Annotated in this window: 14 protein-coding genes; all 14 read right to left on the bottom strand. The window is 64.2% G+C overall.

Features of this window, described 5'->3' with window-relative positions; genetic code table 11:
* Positions 1 to 13: 13 nt before the first annotated feature.
* The 14 genes from G365_RS0109375 to murD all read right to left on the bottom strand — a co-directional run bounded on the left by G365_RS0109375 (position 14) and on the right by murD (position 18,464).
* A complete protein-coding gene (locus G365_RS0109375) occupies positions 14 to 748 on the bottom strand; it encodes a DUF599 domain-containing protein (RefSeq protein WP_019645266.1) in 735 nt (244 codons plus the stop codon).
* 4 nt (positions 749 to 752) lie between these two features.
* Positions 753 to 2,861, bottom strand: a complete 2,109-nt coding sequence (gene ligA / locus G365_RS0109370) for an NAD-dependent DNA ligase LigA (RefSeq protein ID WP_019645265.1) — start codon at positions 2,859 to 2,861, stop codon at positions 753 to 755.
* Positions 2,862 to 2,910: 49 nt separating this feature from the next.
* On the bottom strand, positions 2,911 to 4,572 hold the full coding sequence (gene recN, locus G365_RS0109365; RefSeq protein WP_019645264.1) for a DNA repair protein RecN: 1,662 nt from the start codon (positions 4,570 to 4,572) through the stop codon (positions 2,911 to 2,913).
* Positions 4,573 to 4,628: 56 nt separating this feature from the next.
* The gene (locus G365_RS0109360; protein ID WP_019645263.1) at positions 4,629 to 5,477 is read right to left on the bottom strand and encodes an outer membrane protein assembly factor BamD; all 849 of its coding nucleotides are present in this window, start codon (positions 5,475 to 5,477) and stop codon (positions 4,629 to 4,631) included.
* Between the two features lie 162 nt (positions 5,478 to 5,639).
* Entirely contained in the window at positions 5,640 to 6,659 is a 1,020-nt protein-coding gene (gene lpxC, locus G365_RS0109355; protein ID WP_019645262.1) for a UDP-3-O-acyl-N-acetylglucosamine deacetylase, read from the bottom strand.
* A gap of 554 nt (positions 6,660 to 7,213) precedes the next feature.
* Positions 7,214 to 9,025, bottom strand: coding sequence for a cell division protein FtsZ (gene ftsZ / locus G365_RS0109350; RefSeq protein WP_019645261.1), 1,812 nt, complete (start codon positions 9,023 to 9,025; stop codon positions 7,214 to 7,216).
* Positions 9,026 to 9,198: 173 nt separating this feature from the next.
* On the bottom strand, positions 9,199 to 10,473 hold the full coding sequence (ftsA, locus tag G365_RS0109345; protein WP_019645260.1) for a cell division protein FtsA: 1,275 nt from the start codon (positions 10,471 to 10,473) through the stop codon (positions 9,199 to 9,201).
* A gap of 23 nt (positions 10,474 to 10,496) precedes the next feature.
* On the bottom strand, positions 10,497 to 11,408 hold the full coding sequence (locus G365_RS20940) for a cell division protein FtsQ/DivIB (RefSeq protein ID WP_019645259.1): 912 nt from the start codon (positions 11,406 to 11,408) through the stop codon (positions 10,497 to 10,499).
* The gene (locus tag G365_RS0109335; protein ID WP_043741987.1) at positions 11,396 to 12,277 is read right to left on the bottom strand and encodes a D-alanine--D-alanine ligase; all 882 of its coding nucleotides are present in this window, start codon (positions 12,275 to 12,277) and stop codon (positions 11,396 to 11,398) included. The genes G365_RS20940 and G365_RS0109335 overlap by 13 nt, the downstream gene beginning before the upstream one ends.
* 110 nt (positions 12,278 to 12,387) lie before the next feature.
* Positions 12,388 to 13,344: a UDP-N-acetylmuramate dehydrogenase gene (murB, locus tag G365_RS0109330; protein ID WP_019645257.1), complete on the bottom strand. Its 957-nt coding sequence runs from the start codon at positions 13,342 to 13,344 to the stop codon at positions 12,388 to 12,390.
* Complete coding sequence (murC, locus tag G365_RS0109325) at positions 13,341 to 14,801, bottom strand: UDP-N-acetylmuramate--L-alanine ligase (RefSeq protein WP_019645256.1); 1,461 nt, start codon at positions 14,799 to 14,801, stop codon at positions 13,341 to 13,343. Before murC ends, murB begins: the two co-directional genes overlap by 4 nt.
* Before the next feature lie 15 nt (positions 14,802 to 14,816).
* Positions 14,817 to 15,911, bottom strand: coding sequence for an undecaprenyldiphospho-muramoylpentapeptide beta-N-acetylglucosaminyltransferase (gene murG, locus G365_RS0109320; protein WP_026345219.1), 1,095 nt, complete (start codon positions 15,909 to 15,911; stop codon positions 14,817 to 14,819).
* A gap of 1 nt (position 15,912) precedes the next feature.
* Positions 15,913 to 17,049, bottom strand: coding sequence for an FtsW/RodA/SpoVE family cell cycle protein (locus G365_RS0109315; RefSeq protein WP_019645254.1), 1,137 nt, complete (start codon positions 17,047 to 17,049; stop codon positions 15,913 to 15,915).
* A complete protein-coding gene (gene murD / locus G365_RS20935) occupies positions 17,046 to 18,464 on the bottom strand; it encodes a UDP-N-acetylmuramoyl-L-alanine--D-glutamate ligase (protein WP_019645253.1) in 1,419 nt (472 codons plus the stop codon). The genes G365_RS0109315 and murD overlap by 4 nt, the downstream gene beginning before the upstream one ends.
* Positions 18,465 to 18,498: the final 34 nt, after the last annotated feature.

The raw sequence follows: 18,498 nt of genomic DNA, 5'->3' as shown, positions 1-18,498 counted from the left end.
AAGGCTGCCGCCCCTACGCCTGCGGCGTTGGGGCAGCGGAGTCTTCGGTGATGATCGCGTCCAGTTCCTGCAGGGCGGTCACAGCCTGAGAGGTGAATTCCCGCCGGTACAGAACAATCACCACTCCGGCGGTGATCAGGGCGAAAAAGCCGGGATGAACCAGCCATGCCATTGCCCCGAGGGCGAAGAAATAAGCCCGCAGGCCCCGGTTGAAGTGATGCCCTGACCGGCTGGACAGCACGGCGGCCGCCTTCGACAGCGCGGCGGAGCGGGCACTGTCACGCTCTGCCGCCGGGGGCAACCCTCCGACGGTGATCGAGCAGTAGTTTGCCAGCCGGAAGGCCCAGCCGAATTTGAAAAAGGCGTAGATGAAGATCATCAGCAGCACAGCAATCTTCGCTTCCAGCGCCGAAACAGACCCGGCAGACGCAAACGGCAGGCGGTTGAGGGCATCCTGTACCTGTGATGTCACCCCCATCATCGCCATCAGGCCACCGATCACCAGAATGGTGGTGGAAGCAAAAAAGCCGACCCCGGTGATCAGATTGCCAAGGATGTTGGTGTCGATCATCCGCAGGTCGCGCCGTCCGGCCTCGCGCAGCCAGTCGGCCCGGCGACGGTTGACGGCGGCGGAAATGGTCCGGTCCCGCGCCGGGGTATGATCGGTATAGACCGTGTAGCCGATCCAGGCTGCCAGAAACCAGGCAAAGGCCAGCGCATCGCCCAGTGTCACCCACTGCAGACCCATCGCCTCACTCCCCGATCAGCGTGAAGAATTCGTCTTCCGTCAGCACCGTCACCCCCAGATCAGCCGCGGTCTTCAGCTTGGATCCGGCGCCCGGACCGGCAATCAGATAATCGGTCTTGGCGGAAATCGATCCGGCAACTTTGGCCCCCAGATCCTGCGCCCGGGCTTTGGCTTCTGACCGGCCCATCCGTTCCAGTGTGCCGGTGAACACCACGGTTTTCCCGGCGATCGGGGATCCGGCGGTATCCCGCCGGGCAAAGGCTTCAATGGTCAGGGCTTCTGACAGGGCATCGAGGACGGCGCGGTTGTGTGGCTCCCGCAGGAAGGCCAACAGTTCCCCTGCCACCGCCGGGCCGATGGTCTCGATATTGATCAGGTCCTTATACGGCCCGTCAGCCTTGGGGTCTTCACTGCCGTCCGGAATGGCATCAAGGGCGGCCCGCAGGGCGGGCAGGGTTTCGTAATGCTGCGCCAGCAGACGGGCGGTGGCCTGCCCGACCTGCGGAATGCCAAGGGCAAACAGAAACCGTTCCAGCGGAATGGTGCGGCGGGCCTCAATGGCCTCAAACAGTTTTTTGGCGCTGGCGGCCCCCCAGCCTTCGCGGTTTTTCAGTTTGATCAGGCTGGTGGCATCACGGGCCTGCAGGGTGAAGATATCCTGCGGGCTGCGGATCAGCCCGTCGGTATAAAAGCTTTCAATCCGTTGCCCGCCAAAGCCTTCAATGTCAAAAGCATTGCGGGAGACGAAGTGCTTCAGCCGTTCCACCGCCTGCGCCGGGCATACCAGCCCGCCGGAACAGCGCCATGCCACCTCGCCTTCTTCGCGCACGGCAGCGGAGTCACATTCCGGGCAGGTATGAGGAAAGAGGAACGGCACCGAGGTCTCCGGCCGCTGCTCCAGCATCACCGAGACCACCTGCGGGATGACATCCCCGGCCCGCTGCACTGTTACCAGATCGCCGATCCGCACGCCGAGGCGGCCGATTTCGTCTTCATTGTGCAGGGTGGCGCGGCTGACCACCACGCCGCCGACCGTCACCGGCTCCAGTATCGCCACCGGGGTCAGCACCCCGGTGCGACCGACCTGAATTTCGATATTCAACAGGCGGGTCTGGGCCTGCTCCGCCGGGAATTTGTGAGCGATGGCCCAGCGGGGGGCGCGGGAGACAAAGCCGAGGCGCCGCTGCAGATCAACGCTGTTGATTTTGTAGACCATGCCGTCGATGTCGTAGGGCAACTCGGCCCGCCGGCTGTAAATGTCCTGATAAAAGGCCATGACCTCGGCCTCGTCCCGGCACAGGCGGCGTTCCGGATTAACGGCGAACCCCCAGTCTGCAAGCTGTTCCAGCCATCCGGCATGGGTTTCCGGCTCGTAGCCGTCGAGTTCCCCCCACGCGTAGCAGAACATCCGCAAAGGGCGGCTGGCGGTGATTTTGGGGTCAAGCTGGCGCAGTGATCCGGCGGCTGCATTGCGCGGATTGGCAAAGGTCTTGCCGCCGGTCTGCGCGAAGCGGGCATTCATTGCCGCAAATTCATCACGCCGCATGTACACTTCGCCGCGGACTTCCAGCACGGCTGGCGGGGCCAGTGTGCGCAGGCGTTGCGGCAATTCGCTGAGGGTGCGCAGATTGTCGGTAATGTCCTCGCCTTCCTGACCGTCGCCACGGGTGGCGGCACGGACAAACACCCCGTGCTCATAGCGAGCAGAAAAACTGAGGCCGTCAATCTTCAGTTCCGCCAAGACCGGCAGGGCGGCATCAGCCTCCCTCTTCAGAAAGCGGCGGGCCCGGCCAAGGAAGTCGGCGACATCGTCTTCTGAGAAAGCATTGTCCAGCGACAGCATCGGCACGCTGTGGCGCACCTTGCCAAACCCTGCCGCCGGAGTGGCGCCGACCGTCTGGCTTGGGCTGTCAGCGGTGATCAGGGCCGGATGGGCCGCCTCCAGCGCCAAAAGAGCCCGCTTCAGGGCATCATAGTCCGCGTCGGACAGTTCCGGGGTATCCTGCTGATGGTACAGGATATCATGGCGGCGGAGTTCGGCGGCCAGCCGGGCATGCTGTTCGGCGGCCTGCTCCGGGGTCAGCAGGGTCGGATCAAGGGGGGCGGGAGTCACAGGGGCCTCTTTCCCAAAAACAGAAAAAACAGGACAGGGCGGGCGGCGGTCAGGCCATCAGGCTGGCCGCCGCAGCGCGGGCATGATCGGTGATCGATTCGCCGGACAGCATGCGGGCCACTTCTTCCAGCCGGTCGTCTTCCGACAGCGGGCTGACAGTGGTGACCGTCTGACCATCGGTGACAAACTTTGCGACCTTCCAGTGGCGGCGGGCTTTGGCGGCCACCTGCGGGGAATGGGTGACGACCAGCACCTGCACATCATCGGCCAGCCGGGCCAGCCGTTCGCCGACTGCTGCTGCGGTGGCCCCGCCGATCCCGGCGTCCACTTCGTCGAACACCAGTGTCGGGACTGACGACACCCGGGCCAGAACCACTTTGAGGGCGAGCATGAAGCGCGCCAGCTCACCGCCCGAGGCGATCTTGCCCAGCGGGCCGGGGGCGGCACCGGGATTGGTTGCCACCTCGAAAGCAACCCGGTCGAGTCCTTCCGGCCCCCACTGATCCTCCGGCAGGTCGCTGATGGTGGTGACAAAGCGGGCACGATCGAGTTTCAGCGGCGGCAGTTCCGTCGCAACAAGGCCGTCAAGGCGACCGGCGGCAGCCTGCCGGGCGCGGGAGATGGCGCGGGCGGCTTCGATATAGCTCAGGCGGGCACCCTGTTCTTCTTTCGCCAGCCGGGCCAGATCGCTGCCGCCGTCCTCCAGAGCCGCCAGCCGGCGGCGGATGGTATCAAGCAGCGATGGCAGATCCCCCACTTCGCAGCCGTGTTTACGGGCAACGGCCCGCAGGGCGAACAGCCGTTCCTCGACTTCCTCCAGACGGCGGGGGTCAAGGTCGATATCCGCGACCGTACGTTCCAGAAGCTCATGGGCTTCAGCGGCCTCGATGGCTGCCCGCTCAAGTGCATCAATGATGGTGGAGACAGCCGGACCGGCCATTCCGGCGATCCGTTCCAGATGGCGCTGGGCACCGCGCAGGGCGGTGGCGATATCAGCCCCGCCGGGGGTGAGGGAGGCCAGAGCGCCATTCAGGCCATCGGCCAGCTTTTCGCCGTTCATCAGGGTCTGGCGGCGTTCCGCCAGATCGGCCTCTTCCCCGCGCTGGGGCTTCAGGGCCGACAGTTCTTTCTCGGCATGCCGCAGGGTGTCTTCTTCATCCCGTGCGGCTTTCATATCGCGTTCGGCCATGTCGCGGGCAGCCCGTGCCGCCTGCCACAGTTTCCACGCCGCCCGGCAGCCGGTCAGGCCAAGGGACGGCCCGGCATAGGCATCCAGAACGCTGCGGTGGGTTGCCGGATCCAGCAGGCCATGAGTGTCAAACTGGCCGTGGACCTCAACCAGCGTTTCTCCGATCCGCCGCAGCAGGCCCACACTGGCCGACTGGTCATTGATTGACGCGCGGGATCGGCCATCGCGGGTGACCGTCCGGCGGACAATCAGCATATCCTCTTCCGCAATGCCCTGATCTTTCAGGATATCGCGGGCCGGATGGGCTTTGGGAAGATCAAACTCCGCCGTCACCGACAGTTGGTCGGCCCCGGAGCGGACCAGACCGGCGTCGGCGCGGTCGCCAAGGGCCAGCCCGAGGCTGTCCAACAGAATGGATTTTCCGGCGCCGGTCTCCCCGGTCAGAACCCCCAGACCGTCAGCAAAGCTCAGGTCCAGACGGTCAATCAGGACGACGTCACGGATGGAAAGGCGAACCAGCATACCGTTTGCCTCGATTTTTCGTTCCGGTGGCGACAGGGGCCGTCAGCAGGGGCGCGTCAGAACCAGCTGGTGGCCTTGGACAGCCAGCTTTTGCTGTTTTCGGAATTGTCGATGCTGTCGTTGTTGGACGCGGGATCAGTGATGCCGCGTTCCACAAGATCATAGGCATCGTCGTACCAGTCACTGCCGGGGTAGTTGTAGCCCAGAACGGCGGCGGTCTTTTTGGCCTCTGGCTTCAGACCGATCACCGTATAGGCTTCGGTCAGGCGGTAGAGGGCTTCGGGCACGTGGCTGGTGTGATCATATTTTTCGACCACTATCCGGAAGCGGTTGATCGCCGCCAGATACTGCCCGGCTTTCAGGTAATAGCGCCCGACTTCCATTTCCTTCCCGGCAAGGTGATCCTGCGTCAGGTCCAGCTTCAGGCGGGCATCGCGGGCGTACTCGGTGTTGGGGAAGCGGGTGACGATTTCTTCCAGCGCCTGTTGCGCCAGCCGGGTCATCTTCTGGTCACGGCCAACGTCGCTGATCTGCTCGTAGAAGCACAGGGCTTTCAGATAATAGGCGTAAGGGGTGTCCGGGCTGCCTGGGTGCAGCTGGATAAAGCGGTCAAGGGCGATGATGGTGTCGTCATATTTGCCTTCCTGATAATAGGAAAAGGCAGCCATCAACTGGGCCTTGGTCGCCCATTTGGAATAGGGGTGCTGACGTTCCACTTCGTCAAACGCCTTTGCGGCGTCTGAGTATTCGCCTTCATTCATCAGATCAACAGCCTGATTGTACAGGTCTGTCACCGGCTTTTCGACGTATTCCGGTTCCTTATCGCCTGAGCAGGCAGCAAGGGTTCCTGCCACGGCGAGGGCGGCGAGGGTCGGCAGCAGGCGGCGCAAACTGAACAGGGGCATCGTCGGATCCGAAGTCGCCATCACGGGAAAGAACTAAGCTGTGGGACTATATCACGCGGAAGGCGGCAAAGGGCAAGTCTCTGCGGAACAGATCATGAAAAAATGCGGCAACCCGTTTGGGATTGCCGCATTTCTCGCTGTTTTCTGCTGTCTGCCGGGGCCTTACTGGGCGGCAACCCGGGCCAGAGAGGGCAGGCCCGCCGCCGGAATTTCTTCCGGGAGCATGTCAACGATGGTCCATGCTGAAGGGTCGGCCAGCAGGGTCTTGACCAGCGTCGTGTTCAGGGCGTGGCTGGACCGCTTGCCGATGTAGTGACCAAGGATCGGCTTACCGGCCAGGGCCAGATCACCGATGGCATCCAGCACCTTGTGGCGGACGAATTCGTTGCTGTAGCGCAGGCCGTCTTCGTTGAGGATTTCGGCACCGTTGACCACGATGGCGTTGTCGAGAGATCCGCCAAGGGCCAGACCGGCTTCGCGCATCTTGGCGATGTCGTCGATCAGGCAGAAGGTGCGGGCGCGGGCAATTTCAGCCACGAACGCCGAGGAAGAGACCGAGAAGGTCATCGCCTGCTGACCGATGGCCGCCACCGGGAAGTCGATTTCGAAGTCGATCCGCGGGGTGGCGGACGGCAGCAGGGTCGCTTCAGCCATCCCGTGCGACACGGTGACCGGCTTCAGCACTTTCAGGGCCTTGCGGGTGGCGGACTGGGCGACCAGACCGGCGCATTCAATCAGGAACACGAACGGAGCAGCCGATCCGTCCATGATCGGCAGTTCCGGGGCATTCACCTCGACCACCACGTTATCGACGCCCATGGCAACCAGAGCGGACATCAGGTGTTCGATCGTGCCGATCGACTGCTGGGCATTCAGCCCGATCACGGTGCACAGCCGGGAGTCAAGCACATGGGTCGCCAGAGCCGGGATCTCGGCATTGCCACCGGCAATATCGGTGCGGCGGAAGATCACCCCGGTGTTTTCCGCAGCCGGATGCAGGGTCATCGACACTTTTTTACCGGTGTGGAGACCGATGCCGGTGCAGGAAATGGACGTCTTCAGGGTGGTCTGGGACATGGGAACCGGAGTGCTGGAGGAGGTGGAAAGATGCGACAGGGCACGGACGGCGGCGAGGGATGTCACGTCGGCGGCAGAAACAGCAGAGAGACCGTCGAAAGCCATAATCGTCATCCTTACCTTCTGACTCCGCCGGGGCTGTCCCTTTTAACAGGGGTGAAGCCGGTGGAGGAGTGTCTTGCCCGGGAACCGCCCGGCGGCCCCCCGATGATGCCGCAGCAGATCCCTGCTTCGACAGGCTAAGGTTTAAGGGGTCGGGCGTCTCAGGACAAATCAATCATTGTTTCGGATTGTTACGCTGTGTGACGGGAACTGTAAGAAGGCACAGCCCTTTAGACTCAGGGGCTGCCGTATCACTGCAGGACCAGATCCTAGGGCATTGAAAAACAAAAAAAGAGGAGAACCGGCACGGAGGCACCCCTCCGGTTCTCCCCAAATCAGGGCTTTAATCACAAGGTGGTCAGACAGATGCTGAAACCAACACATCGCGTTGGGGCACCTGTCATCAACAGGCAGCTCGACCCGGTCAACGACACACACAGCTGGCCGGACTCTGCCCCCGGTCTGCCCGGCCGGCCCCGGTTGGGGCTGGTGGCCGGGCGGGCCAGTCCTCAGGCTACGGAACCGCAGCCTTAAACCTTAACCTTACGACACAGGCTTCAGTTGGCCTGACGGCGCAGGAATGCCGGGATTTCCAGCTCGTCTTCGTCCTTACGGGACAGCGGCTGACGTTCCGGCTGCGGCGGGGCCACCGGCTCGCTGTGGTAGGACGGCTGACGGTGATCCACCGGGGCAGCCTGATGCTGGTGTCCTTCGTCCGCATGATCGCGGCTGGCGAGGCGGGTCAGGCGGGAGAACAGGTTGCCTGCCCCCTGACGGGCCGCCGGGGCGGCATGCTGCTGCGGGGCCGGGCGGTCGGCGACCATCGGCTGGTGCTGCGGGGCATGCTGGACGGCAGCCTGACTGTTGCCCATCTGCGGGCCACCCAGCTGTGCCCCCAGAGTCGGATGCGACGGCTGAGCCATGGTCCGCGGTTCCGACGCAAAGGCGCGCGGGGCGGGCATGCCCATCGGGTTCTGGCCGACCGGCTGGCCGCCGGACAGGTCACGGGTTGCCGCCGGGGCCGGAATGAACGATTCACCGGCCCGTACCATCTGCGGGGCCTGCTGCGGCGCCACCGGCTGCTGCCAGGCGGCTTCCGCCGCGCGCGGCTGCGGGGCATACAGGGCGTCCAGATCGGATGCCATCGGGGCCTGCTGCGGGGCCTGCGGGGCGCTGTAGGCGGCAGGGGCCTGCTTAACCGGCTGCTGCGGCGCGACCGGAGCCGCCTGCTGGTAAACCGGCTGCTGATAGGTCTGCTGCGGGGCAGCGGCCTGCGGGGCCTGTGCCATGGTGGGCGGGGCGGTGATGCCGACGCCGCGCGGCGCCGGGATCGGGGCATGACGCGGGGCCTGCTGCTGCGGGGCCGCCTGCTGCGGGCGCGGCACCGGCATCTGCACGGCCTGGGTCTGGATGCCGGTGGCGACCACCGACACGCGCATCTTACCTTCCATTTCCGGGTCGAAGCACGACCCGAAGATGATGTGGGCTTCGCCTTCCACTTCGTCGCGGATGCGGTTGGCGGCTTCATCGACCTCGAAGAGGGTGACGTCCATGCCGCCGGTGATGTTGATGAGAACGCCCTTAGCGCCCTTCATGCAGGTATCTTCCAGCAGCGGGTTGCTGATCGCGGCTTCGGCGGCATCCAGCGCCCGGCGGTCGCCGGTGGCGGTGCCGGTGCCCATCATGGCACGGCCCATGTCGGACATGACGGTCCGCACGTCGGCGAAGTCGAGGTTGATCAGGCCGGGCATGATCATCAGATCGGTGATGGAGCGCACGCCCTGATGCAGAACATCATCCGCCATCTTAAAAGCGTCGGCGAAGGTGGTCTTTTCGTTGGCAACGCGGAAGAGATTCTGGTTCGGGATGATGATCAGGGTGTCGACGTACTGTGACAGTTCCTCGATGCCCGATTCGGCGAGGCGCATACGGTGAGCGCCTTCAAACTGAAACGGCTTGGTCACGACGCCAACGGTCAGGATCCCCATTTCGCGGGCGACGCGGGCGATCACCGGTGCGGCGCCGGTCCCGGTGCCACCGCCCATTCCGGCGGTGATGAACACCATGTTGGCGCCCTGGATTTCCTTGGCGATGGTTTCGTAGGTTTCTTCGGCGGCGGCCCGCCCGATTTCGGGACGCGCCCCGGCGCCCAGACCCTGCGTGGTGTCAGCACCCAGCTGGATCCGGCGGTTGGTGCGGGCCATCGAAAGGGCCTGCGCATCGGTGTTGGCGACAACAAAATCAACACCCTGCAGGTTGTCGTTGATCATGTTGTTGACGGCGTTACCGCCGGCGCCACCGACGCCGATGACGGTGATGCAAGGCTTCAGGGTCGGTTCTGCTGCCTGCGGAACGGACAGGTTGATCATGGTGTGCCTCCGGTTTCATCACTGTCCCGGGCGGGACAGAGGGGGGGATGTCTCTGTGTCAGGGGTTGCCCTTGGTCGGTACTGCGGCGCGATGGCAATTCTTGCTCTGGCCGTTCTTGCTTTTCATCCGGGCCTGTTCCGGTCCGGTTTGCTGTGTGTGTTGTAGAGAAATATCAGAAATTGTCCTTTAGCCAACTGAACATTCGTCCTAATGCACCGCTTTTTCTACGCGATTCATCCTCAGCTAACTCTTCCGGGGGAACCTGCCCCGGTTGTGCTACCTGATCCTGTACCGCATAACGGAGTAAACCGGCGCAGGTCGCGAAGGCAGGGCCCCCGGCACTTTCCGGCAGGCCCTTCAGGCGACGGGGACGCCCGAGACGGACCTGTTTATCGAGTATTTTTTCCGCGCTTTCCCGCAAACCCTGCAACTGACTGGCCCCGCCGGTCAAAACCAGACGGCGCCCGGCGGCATGCAGCATACCGGCGGCGGACAGACGGTCCCGCACCAGCTCGAAGGTTTCTTCGATCCGGGGACGGATGATGCGGATCAGTTCCGACCGGGGCACTTCCTGTGCCTCGATCTCCTCATCTTCACCAACCTGCGGGACTTTGATGATTTCACGGCTGTCGGTGGCGGTCGGCAGCACCGTCCCCCACATGGTCTTAAGCCGCTCGGCATGGACGGTGGGGGACGACAGGCCCTTGGCCAGATCGTTGGTCACGTGGTTGCCGCCGATGGGGATCACGTCGGCAAACATCGGGTGCCCTTCGACAAAGACCGAAACGGATGTGGTTCCGCCGCCCATGTCCAGTACTGTAACTCCCATTTCTTTTTCGTCGTCGACCGTGCAGGCCAGCGCCGATGCGTGGGGCGATGCGACCTTTTCCACCACGCTCAGGTGGCAGCGGTCGATCACCGTCAGAAGATTGCGCAGCGGGCCGTGCGACGCCGCCACCATATGGATCCGGACTCCCAGACGTTCGCCGTACATCCCGCGCGGATCAATGATCCCGTCGCCGCCGTCGATCGAATACCCGGTGGACAGACAATGGATCAGTTCACGATCACCGCCTTCCGAGGCCAGAATATGACGACCATGATCCACAATTCGGCTTATATCTGTGTCGCGGATCACATTTCCGCCCACTTGGATCTCTGCATTCACATTTCTGCTGTGCAGATTTCCGCCGGTGACATTCAGATAGACGCTGTCAACCCGCAGATTGGCCATCTGCTCTGCCGCATCAACTGCGGCGCGGACCGATTCTTCCAGCTGCGCCATGTCAGAGACCATGCCGTTGCGCATACCGCGTGACCGGTGATGCCCGACGCCCTGCACGCGCAGGGTACCGTCTTCATCGGGCTGGGCGATGAAGCAGGCCACCTTGGTGGTGCCGACATCAAGGGCGGTGATCGGGCCGGTCTTTTGCCTCGGTCGTGCCACGGTTCTGCATCCTCCCCTTTCCGTCAGGCGTCACGGCCGCCGCTCATCGGCAGCGGTGCGGTTTTTACGGCCGGGGGTTTGGCCCCCGATCCATTCTGCGCCGGAAGTTTTAGGTTTCCCTTACTTTTTGGCCCAGGGGTGTCCTCCGCATCACGGCTGGAGCGCACGATGAGGCGGTCAGGAACCCGCATGTCGATCATTACCAGATCCCGCTCCAGAAGGGACTGGGTTTTTTCCAGTGTTGCCAGACGGTTAAAAGCACTTTCCATACCGACTTCCGGCAGTTTGACCTGCAGGCCGTTTCCGGCGTAGCCATCCAGCCACAGATCCCAGCGGCGGGATCCAACGCGAATCGCTGCCTTCACCCGTGCTGCCAGCGCCGGTTCGGTAGAAAACATCATCAGCAGGTCACTGGCGGCTTCGGGTGCGCCTTTGCCACTGACCAGCGGCAGGGTCAGATGTTCCGAGCTGATCTCGCCCAGAACCATGCCCTGGGCGTCAATCAGCAGATTGTCATCACCGTTCTGCCAGATGGCGATCGGCGTGCGTTCAATCAGGGTGACAAACACCTGATCGGGCAGGCGGCGTTCGACGGTGGCGGATTTGACGGTCGGCAGGCTTTCCAGCCGTTCGCGTGCCTCTTCGGGGCTGAACCCCATCAAGGGGGCACCCTGCGGCAGATCCAGTGCATCCAGCACGTCAACCGCCGGTGTGCGTTTGCGCCCGGCCACTGCGACCTGACGCAAACGGACACCGGCGATGGCCGAGTAATCGGTAACGGACATAAAGACGGTCTGCCGGGTTTCTGCATAGTACGCCTGCGGAATCCCGCTGAACCACAGCGCAGCCCCGGCGGCGCCGAGGACGGAAGCCGTCCCCAGCGCGCCGAGGGCTGTTCTCACCAGCCGGTTCTGCAGAAAGGCTAGACGTCGCATTGTGCGGTTTCCACCATCCACGTGCACAGGTCAGGGAAGGGAATGCCCGCCAGCGCCGCCTGTTCCGGCACCAGCGATGTCGCGGTCATCCCCGGTTGGGTATTGGTTTCCAGAATCACCAGCCGGGTGCCGTCGTACCGGAAATCCGACCGCGACACCCCCCGGCACCCCAGTGCCTGATGCGCCCGGACCGCCAGTTCCTGCACCGTGCGGTACACCGCTTCCGGCAGGTCAGCGGGCAGGGTATGGGCAGATCCGCCGGAGGCGTACTTAGCATCATAGTCATAAAAGCCGCGATGGGTGCTGATTTCCGTCACGCCCAGCGCATGGCGGTCCATCACCGCAACGGTCAGTTCGCGCCCGGGGATGTATTCCTCCACCATCACCTGCGGGCCATAGGGCCAGTGGCGGGCGAACGGGCGGTCGTTATCGCCTTCCCGCACGATGGTGACACCGACGGAGGACCCTTCGTTATGCGGCTTGACCACATAGGGCAGGGGCACCGGATCCCCGGCGATCAGAATATCGCGGGTCACCAGCCGGTCCTGTGCCACGGTCAGCCCGGCTGAGGCAAACACCCGCTTGGCCATCGGTTTGTCCATCGCCAGGCTGCTGGCCAGCAGGCCGGAATGGGTGTAGGGCACCTCAAGGATGTTCAGCATACCCTGTACGCAGCCATCCTCGCCGTAACGGCCATGCAGGGCGTTGAACACCACGTCGGGCTTTGTGTGTTCCAGATGGTGCAGCAGGCTGCCGACATCGCGGGAGACGTCAATCGCCTGCACCGCATACCCGGCGGTTTCCAGTGCCCGCACTGCATTGGCCCCGGAGTTCAGCGACACCTCACGCTCTGCCGAGAAGCCGCCCATCAGCACGGTCACTTTACGGTGGCGGCGGCTGCGCACCGCTTCGGCCACCGTCGCGATGGCGTCCAGGTTATGCGGGGATACGGCCGTGGTTACGGTGATTGCGGCAGCCATCAGAACTCTCCTGTCGGCGGGGTGGAGGCAGCCCGCAGGCCGATCCGGCGGATTTCCCAGCGCAGCTCAATGCCACTGGTGTCACGGACCCGGCGGCGGACATCCTCGCCCAGATCTTCGATATCGGCGGCGGTGGCGGTGCCGGTATTGATCAGGAAGTTGCAGTGCTTTTCCGACACCTGCGCTCCGCCCCGGGTCAGGCCCCGGCATCCGGCCCGGTCAATCAGTTCCCACGCCTTGGCACCGACCGGATTGGCGAAGGTGGATCCCCCGGTGCGGCTGCGGACCGGCTGGCTGTCCTCACGGCTGCTGCGGATTTCGTCCATCCGGGCGGTGATGGCGGCAGTGTCGGCCTTTTCACCGCGCAGGATCGCCCCGGTGAACAGCCAGTCGTTGGGCACAGAACAGTGGCGGTACGTCAGCCCCATCTGATCGGCGGACAGGGTGTGGATCTGCCCGCTGCGGTCAACAGCGGTGGCGCTGACCAGCACATCACGGATCTCCCGGCCATAGGCCCCGGCGTTCATCCGCAGGGCGCCACCCAGGGTTCCGGGGATTCCGCACAGGAATTCCAGTCCGCCAAGCCCGGCATCGCGGGCGGCCTGCGCAATATTCACATCCAGCACGGCCCCGCCGACGTGCAGCAGGTTGTTGCGCACGCTGATGTCGGCGAAGGCCCGGCCCAGCCGCACCACCACCCCGGGGACACCGCCGTCACGGACCAGCAGGTTGGACCCGACGCCGATCACCGTCACCGGGATATCGGCCGGGGTTCCCGCCAGAAACGCCGCGAGATCATCGGTATCCTCGGGCTTGAACAACACTTCGGCCGGGCCCCCGACACGGAACCACGTCACCTTGGCCAGTTCATAGCCTTCGCTGTAGCGGCCCCGCACAGCAGGCAGGCGGGGCAGCAGTCCGGCCCCGTCTGCGGGAGAGAAGGCGGCGGCGGTCATGCCGACACTCCTTCCGCCGCCAGCGCGTCCAGCTCGGCGGGCAGGGCGTGGGCCCAGGCCGTGATATTGCCCGCCCCAAGGCAGACCACCAGATCCCCCGGACCGGCCAGCCCCTTCACCACACCGGCCAGCGCAGCCTGACCGTCCAGCGGGGTGACGGAGCGGTGACCGTGATCGCGCAGGCCCTTGACCAGCGCATCGCGGTTGCGGCCTTCAATCGGGTTTTCCCCGGCGGCATACACGTCGGCGACCACCACATGGTCGGCATCGTTAAAGCAGGTGCAGAATTCCTCGAACAGGTCGTTCAGGCGGCTGTACCGATGCGGCTGCACCACTGCCACCACCTTGCCTTTGCTGGCATGGCGGGCTGCCCGCAGCACGGCGGCGATTTCCACCGGGTGATGGCCGTAATCGTCGATGACGGTGATGCCGTTGCTTTCCCCGGTCTTGGTGAAGCGGCGCTTGACCCCGCCGAATCCGGCCAGAGCCTTGGCAATCACCGCGTCGGAAAAGCCCATGTTGACACCGATGGCGATGGTGGCCAGCGCGTTCTGGACGTTGTGTTCCCCGAACATCGGCAGGCGCAGCCCTTCGATGGTGCGGTCCGCCTCGCCGTTGGCACCGCGGATCCGGGCATCAAAGCGCGCCCCGTCAACGCCGATCTCGACATTGACGCCGCGCACATCCGCCTGCGGACTGAAGCCGTAGGTGACGATCCGGCGGTCAGAGACGCGGGCGATCAGGGTCTGTACTTCCGGGTGGTCGATGCACAGGGTGGCAAAGCCATAAAACGGGATGTTGGTGACGAAGGTATGGAAGGCATCCCGCAGCTTATCGAAGCTGCCGTAATGATCCATATGCTCCGGGTCGATGTTGGTCACCACGCAGATGGTGGCGGGCAGCTTGGTAAACGTGCCGTCGGATTCGTCGGCCTCCACCACCATCCAGTCGCCGTCGCCAAGGCGGGCATTGGTGCCATAGGCATTGATGATCCCACCGTTGATGACGGTCGGATCGGTCTCTGCCGCTTCGAACAGGGTGGCAATCAGGCTGGTGGTGGTGGTCTTGCCATGGGTGCCGCCGATGGCGACCGCCCACTTCAGGCGCATCAGTTCCGCCAGCATTTCGGCCCGGCGCACCACCGGGATCAACCGCGCCCGGGCGGCTTCCACTTCCGGATTGGTCGGCTTGACGGCGGAGGAAATCACCAGCACCCGGGCGTCACCGATATTGTCGGCGCTGTGCCCGACAAACACCGGGATCCCCTTGGCGCGCAGGCGCTGGGCATTGGCGTTGTCGGTCAGGTCAGAGCCCTGCACCGAATAGCCGAGGTTATGCAGGATTTCCGCGATGCCGGACATGCCGATGCCGCCGATCCCGACAAAATGCAGGGTGCCGATATCCAGCGGAATGCTGCCAGTGGTTTTTCCGGTGCGGGCGTCTACAGAGCGGTTCATGGCGTCAGGGTGTCCTTATGGCAGCAGGGTTTCAACGGCATCGGCAAGATTGGTGGCGGCATCAGGCATTGACCACGCGCGGGCGGCGGCGGCGGCCCCGGCGAGAGTGTCGGGTGAGCCAAGCAGTGCCTTCAGCTTTTCCGCCAGAACGGTCGGGGTCAGCTCCGGCTGGGGCAGCACCCATGCCCCGCCCGCGTCCTCCACCGCCTCGGCATTGGCGGTCTGGTGGTCATCGGCGGCATGCATGTAGGGCACCAGCAGGGCCGGGCGCCCGGCGGTGGTCGCTTCGGCCACGGTCGAGGCCCCGGAGCGGGCGATCAGCAGATGGCATCCGGCCAGACGGTCGGGCACATCATGGAAGAAGGATTGCACGTCAGCCGTCAGGCCGTGACTGGTGTAGCCAGCGGTTGCCCGCTCCACGTCTTCAGGCCGGGCCTGCTGGGCGATTTTAACCCGCTGACGCAGTCCGGTCGGCAGCAGAGCAAGCGCTTCCGGGACCACGGTGGAGAAAATCTGCGCCCCCTGACTGCCCCCCAGCACCAGCAGCGATACGGTGTCGCCATTGACCGGCGGCGTGTATGGCGCGGTGGACAGGGCGCGGATCGCTTCCCGCACCGGCATGCCGACCCGGCGGACCGGGCGGTTGGCGGGCAGATGCTCGACATCCTCATAGGCGGTGGCGATCAGGCTGACCCGGCGGGCGAACAGGCGGTTGGCCCGGCCCAGAACGGCGTTCTGCTCGTGGATCACCGTCGGCACCTTCAGGGTGACCGCCGCGGCCACAGCCGGGACCGAGGCGTAGCCCCCGAAGCCGACCACTGCCGCCGGGGTCAGGGTTTTCAGCAGTTTACGGGCCTGCATGACGCCGGATGCCAGCGCCAGCGCACCCCGGGCCTTGCCGACCAGACCCCGGCCGAGCATCTGGGCAGAGCTGACGCGCCACGTTTCCAGTGTGCCAAGGGTGCCGGTATAGGCGGTGCCCCGGCTGTCGGTGATGAAGCCGACGCGGAAACCCCGTGACAGCAGAACCTGTGCCAGCGCTTCCGCCGGGAACACATGGCCGCCGGTGCCACCGGCCGTCAGCAGGATAAGAGGCGAGGATGCGGACATTTTATGACGGACTCCCGGGTACACCGCCGACATGGCGGCGTGTCAGGGCGAGGATCATCCCCACCCCCAGCGCCAGCCCCAGCATGGACGAACCGCCATAGGATACGAACGGCATGGTCATACCCTTGGTCGGCATCATATGCAGGCTGGAGGCCATGTTAACCAGCGCCTGCATGCCGAACTGCACGGTCAGCCCACCGACGGCGATAATGATGAACAGGTTGTTTTCCTGCGTGGACCGGCTCATCGCCCGTGTCACCACAAAGGCGAACAGGCCAACCACCAGCAGGCACAGGATCAGGCCGAATTCTTCTCCGGCAACGGCGAAGATGAAATCGGTATGGCTGTCAGGCAGCAGTTCCTTCACCCGGCCCTCGCCGGGGCCGCGACCGAGAAAACCGCCATCGCGGAACGCCTGCATCGCTTTTTCGATCTGGTAGGTATCCCCGGATTCCGGGTTCAGGAAGCGGTCCACGCGGCTTTGCACGTGGGGCAGCAGCATATAGGCCCCGACGGCCCCGACCAGAGACAGCGCAAACAGCACCACCACCAGAATCAGCGGCAGACCGGCCAGAAAGAACTGCACGCCCCACATGGCCGAGACCACCATGGTCTGCCCGAAGTCCGGCTGAATGATCAGCAGCCCGGCGGTCACGGCATACAGGGCCATGCAGACCCTGAACCCGGGGAAATTGGGATTCAGCCGCCCTTCAGAGAACATCCACGCCGAAACCACGGCGAAGGTCGGCTTGACGAACTCCGACGGCTGGATCGACAGGCCACCGATATACACCCAGCGGGTTGCCCCCTTGATCGCCGGGCCGGTCAGCGGGGCGATCATCATCAGCAGCAGGGCAATTACATAGGCAACCAGCGCCACCCGCCGCACCCCCTGCGGGGACAGCAGCGAGACAGCAAAGATCACCAGCAGGGCAGGGGGCAGGAACACGAACTGACGCCGCACGAAGTGCAGCGGATCGGCGTTGATGCGCCCGGCGGCAGCCGGGCCGGCAGCCATCAGCAGGATGATGCCGATCACGATCAGCAGCAGAATGGCAGTCAGCAGCATCCGGTCAACGGTCCACCACCAGCGACCGACAATTGATGTATCCGTCCGTCCGAAGGTGATGGGCTTCATGCCGTTCCCTCCGTAACACCCTCGTCCTCGTCCTCGTCCTCGTCCGGCTCGTCTTCGGCCAGATCGCGGACGATGGCGGCGAAGTCTTCGCCCCGGTGTTCAAAGCTGCGGAACTGATCCCACGAGGCACAGGCCGGGGACAGCAGGACCGTATCGCCGTGATCGGCGATTTCGTCCGCTTTCTCCACCGCGTTCTGCAGGGTCCGGCTGAGGGTGAAGGGAACCTTGCCGCGCAGTGTTTCGGCAAAAGCCTCCATCGCTTCGCCGATCAGGAAGGCGTGTTTGATGCGCGGGAAGAAGGGCTCAAGGCTGGCAATCCCGCCTTCCTTCGCCTGCCCGCCGGCAATCCACAGAATGTTGTCGTAGCAGGCCAGAGCCCGGGCGGCAGCATCGGCATTGGTGGCCTTGCTGTCGTTGATGAAGGCGACGCCTTCGATCACCTCAATCAGCTGCTGGCGGTGGGCCAGTCCCGGAAAACTGTGCAGGGCGGCGACAATCGCATCCACCGGCACATTGCGGGCGCGGGCGGCGGCATAGGCGCAGGCGGCATTCTGCCAGTTATGACTGCCGGGCAGGGCTTTCATCCCTTTCAGGTCACAGATATCACGGGCCCGGCCATCAGTCGCGTCGATCAGACGGCCGTCGATAACGTAAACTCCCTTGGGAACGGCCCGACCGATCCGCACCGGGATGACTGTCCCCAGATCGGAACGGATCAGCTGGTCATAAACCTGTGCGCTTTCCAGATCGTCGACGCCGATGATGGCGGTGGACGGCTGGCGCTGATTCCTGAAAATCCGGGTCTTGGCGGCGACGTATCCATCCAGCCCGCCATGACGGCCCAGATGGTCGGCGCTGATGTTCAGCCAGACGGAAACCGCAGCCTGAAGGGACGGCACCAGCTCCAGCTGATAGCTTGACAGCTCCAGAACATAAGAGCCGGTAAAGTCCAGCGCCGGAAGATCCAGCGCCGGGATCCCCAGATTGCCCCCGGCAGCCGTCTTATGCCCGGCAGAGGCCAGAATATGGTGGATCAGGGTGGTGGTGGTTGATTTGCCGTTGGTGCCGGTGATGGCGACGTAAAACGGATCGACCCGGCTTTCGCACAGCAGATCGACGTCGCAGACCAGCGGGATGCCCATCGACCGGGCCAGATCCGCAGCCGAATGGGGGGACGGATGCGTGTGGGGGATGCCGGGGCTCCACACCACTTTCCGGACCAGCCGCCAGTTCTCGCGGTTCGGCTCGGCGACGGTGTATCCGGCCTTCGCGGCCTGTTCCCGGGCTTCGGGCTTATCATCCCAGACCAGTACCTTGGCCCCGCCCGCCGTCAGGGCACGTGCCGCCGACAGCCCGGATTTCCCCAGACCGACAATGGCAAGCGTGTTCTGAAAATGACGGTGGACGGGGATCATGACGGTTTCTCCGGGCGGGTGAGAACGTTCTAAT

This window comes from Novispirillum itersonii subsp. itersonii ATCC 12639, assembly GCF_000381985.1.
Lineage (GTDB): Bacteria > Pseudomonadota > Alphaproteobacteria > Rhodospirillales > Rhodospirillaceae > Novispirillum > Novispirillum itersonii.
The sequence above is the reverse complement of the archived record's forward strand: the minus strand, read 5'-3'. Positions and strand labels throughout refer to the sequence as shown.

What these genes read in the sequence shown, in the direction of transcription:
- lpxC (WP_019645262.1), bottom strand. Translation starts at nt 6,659, where the DNA reads ATGGCTTTCGACGGTCTCTCTGCTGTTTCTGCCGCCGACGTGACATCC.
- ftsZ (WP_019645261.1), bottom strand. Translation starts at nt 9,025, where the DNA reads ATGATCAACCTGTCCGTTCCGCAGGCAGCAGAACCGACCCTGAAGCCT.
- murG (WP_026345219.1), bottom strand. Translation starts at nt 15,911, where the DNA reads ATGTCCGCATCCTCGCCTCTTATCCTGCTGACGGCCGGTGGCACCGGC.
- G365_RS0109360 (WP_019645263.1), bottom strand. Translation starts at nt 5,477, where the DNA reads ATGCCCCTGTTCAGTTTGCGCCGCCTGCTGCCGACCCTCGCCGCCCTC.
- murD (WP_019645253.1), bottom strand. Translation starts at nt 18,464, where the DNA reads ATGATCCCCGTCCACCGTCATTTTCAGAACACGCTTGCCATTGTCGGT.
- recN (WP_019645264.1), bottom strand. Translation starts at nt 4,572, where the DNA reads ATGCTGGTTCGCCTTTCCATCCGTGACGTCGTCCTGATTGACCGTCTG.
- G365_RS0109375 (WP_019645266.1), bottom strand. Translation starts at nt 748, where the DNA reads ATGGGTCTGCAGTGGGTGACACTGGGCGATGCGCTGGCCTTTGCCTGG.
- G365_RS0109335 (WP_043741987.1), bottom strand. Translation starts at nt 12,277, where the DNA reads ATGGGCGGCTTCTCGGCAGAGCGTGAGGTGTCGCTGAACTCCGGGGCC.
- murC (WP_019645256.1), bottom strand. Translation starts at nt 14,801, where the DNA reads ATGAACCGCTCTGTAGACGCCCGCACCGGAAAAACCACTGGCAGCATT.
- G365_RS0109315 (WP_019645254.1), bottom strand. Translation starts at nt 17,049, where the DNA reads ATGAAGCCCATCACCTTCGGACGGACGGATACATCAATTGTCGGTCGC.
- murB (WP_019645257.1), bottom strand. Translation starts at nt 13,344, where the DNA reads ATGACCGCCGCCGCCTTCTCTCCCGCAGACGGGGCCGGACTGCTGCCC.
- G365_RS20940 (WP_019645259.1), bottom strand. Translation starts at nt 11,408, where the DNA reads ATGCGACGTCTAGCCTTTCTGCAGAACCGGCTGGTGAGAACAGCCCTC.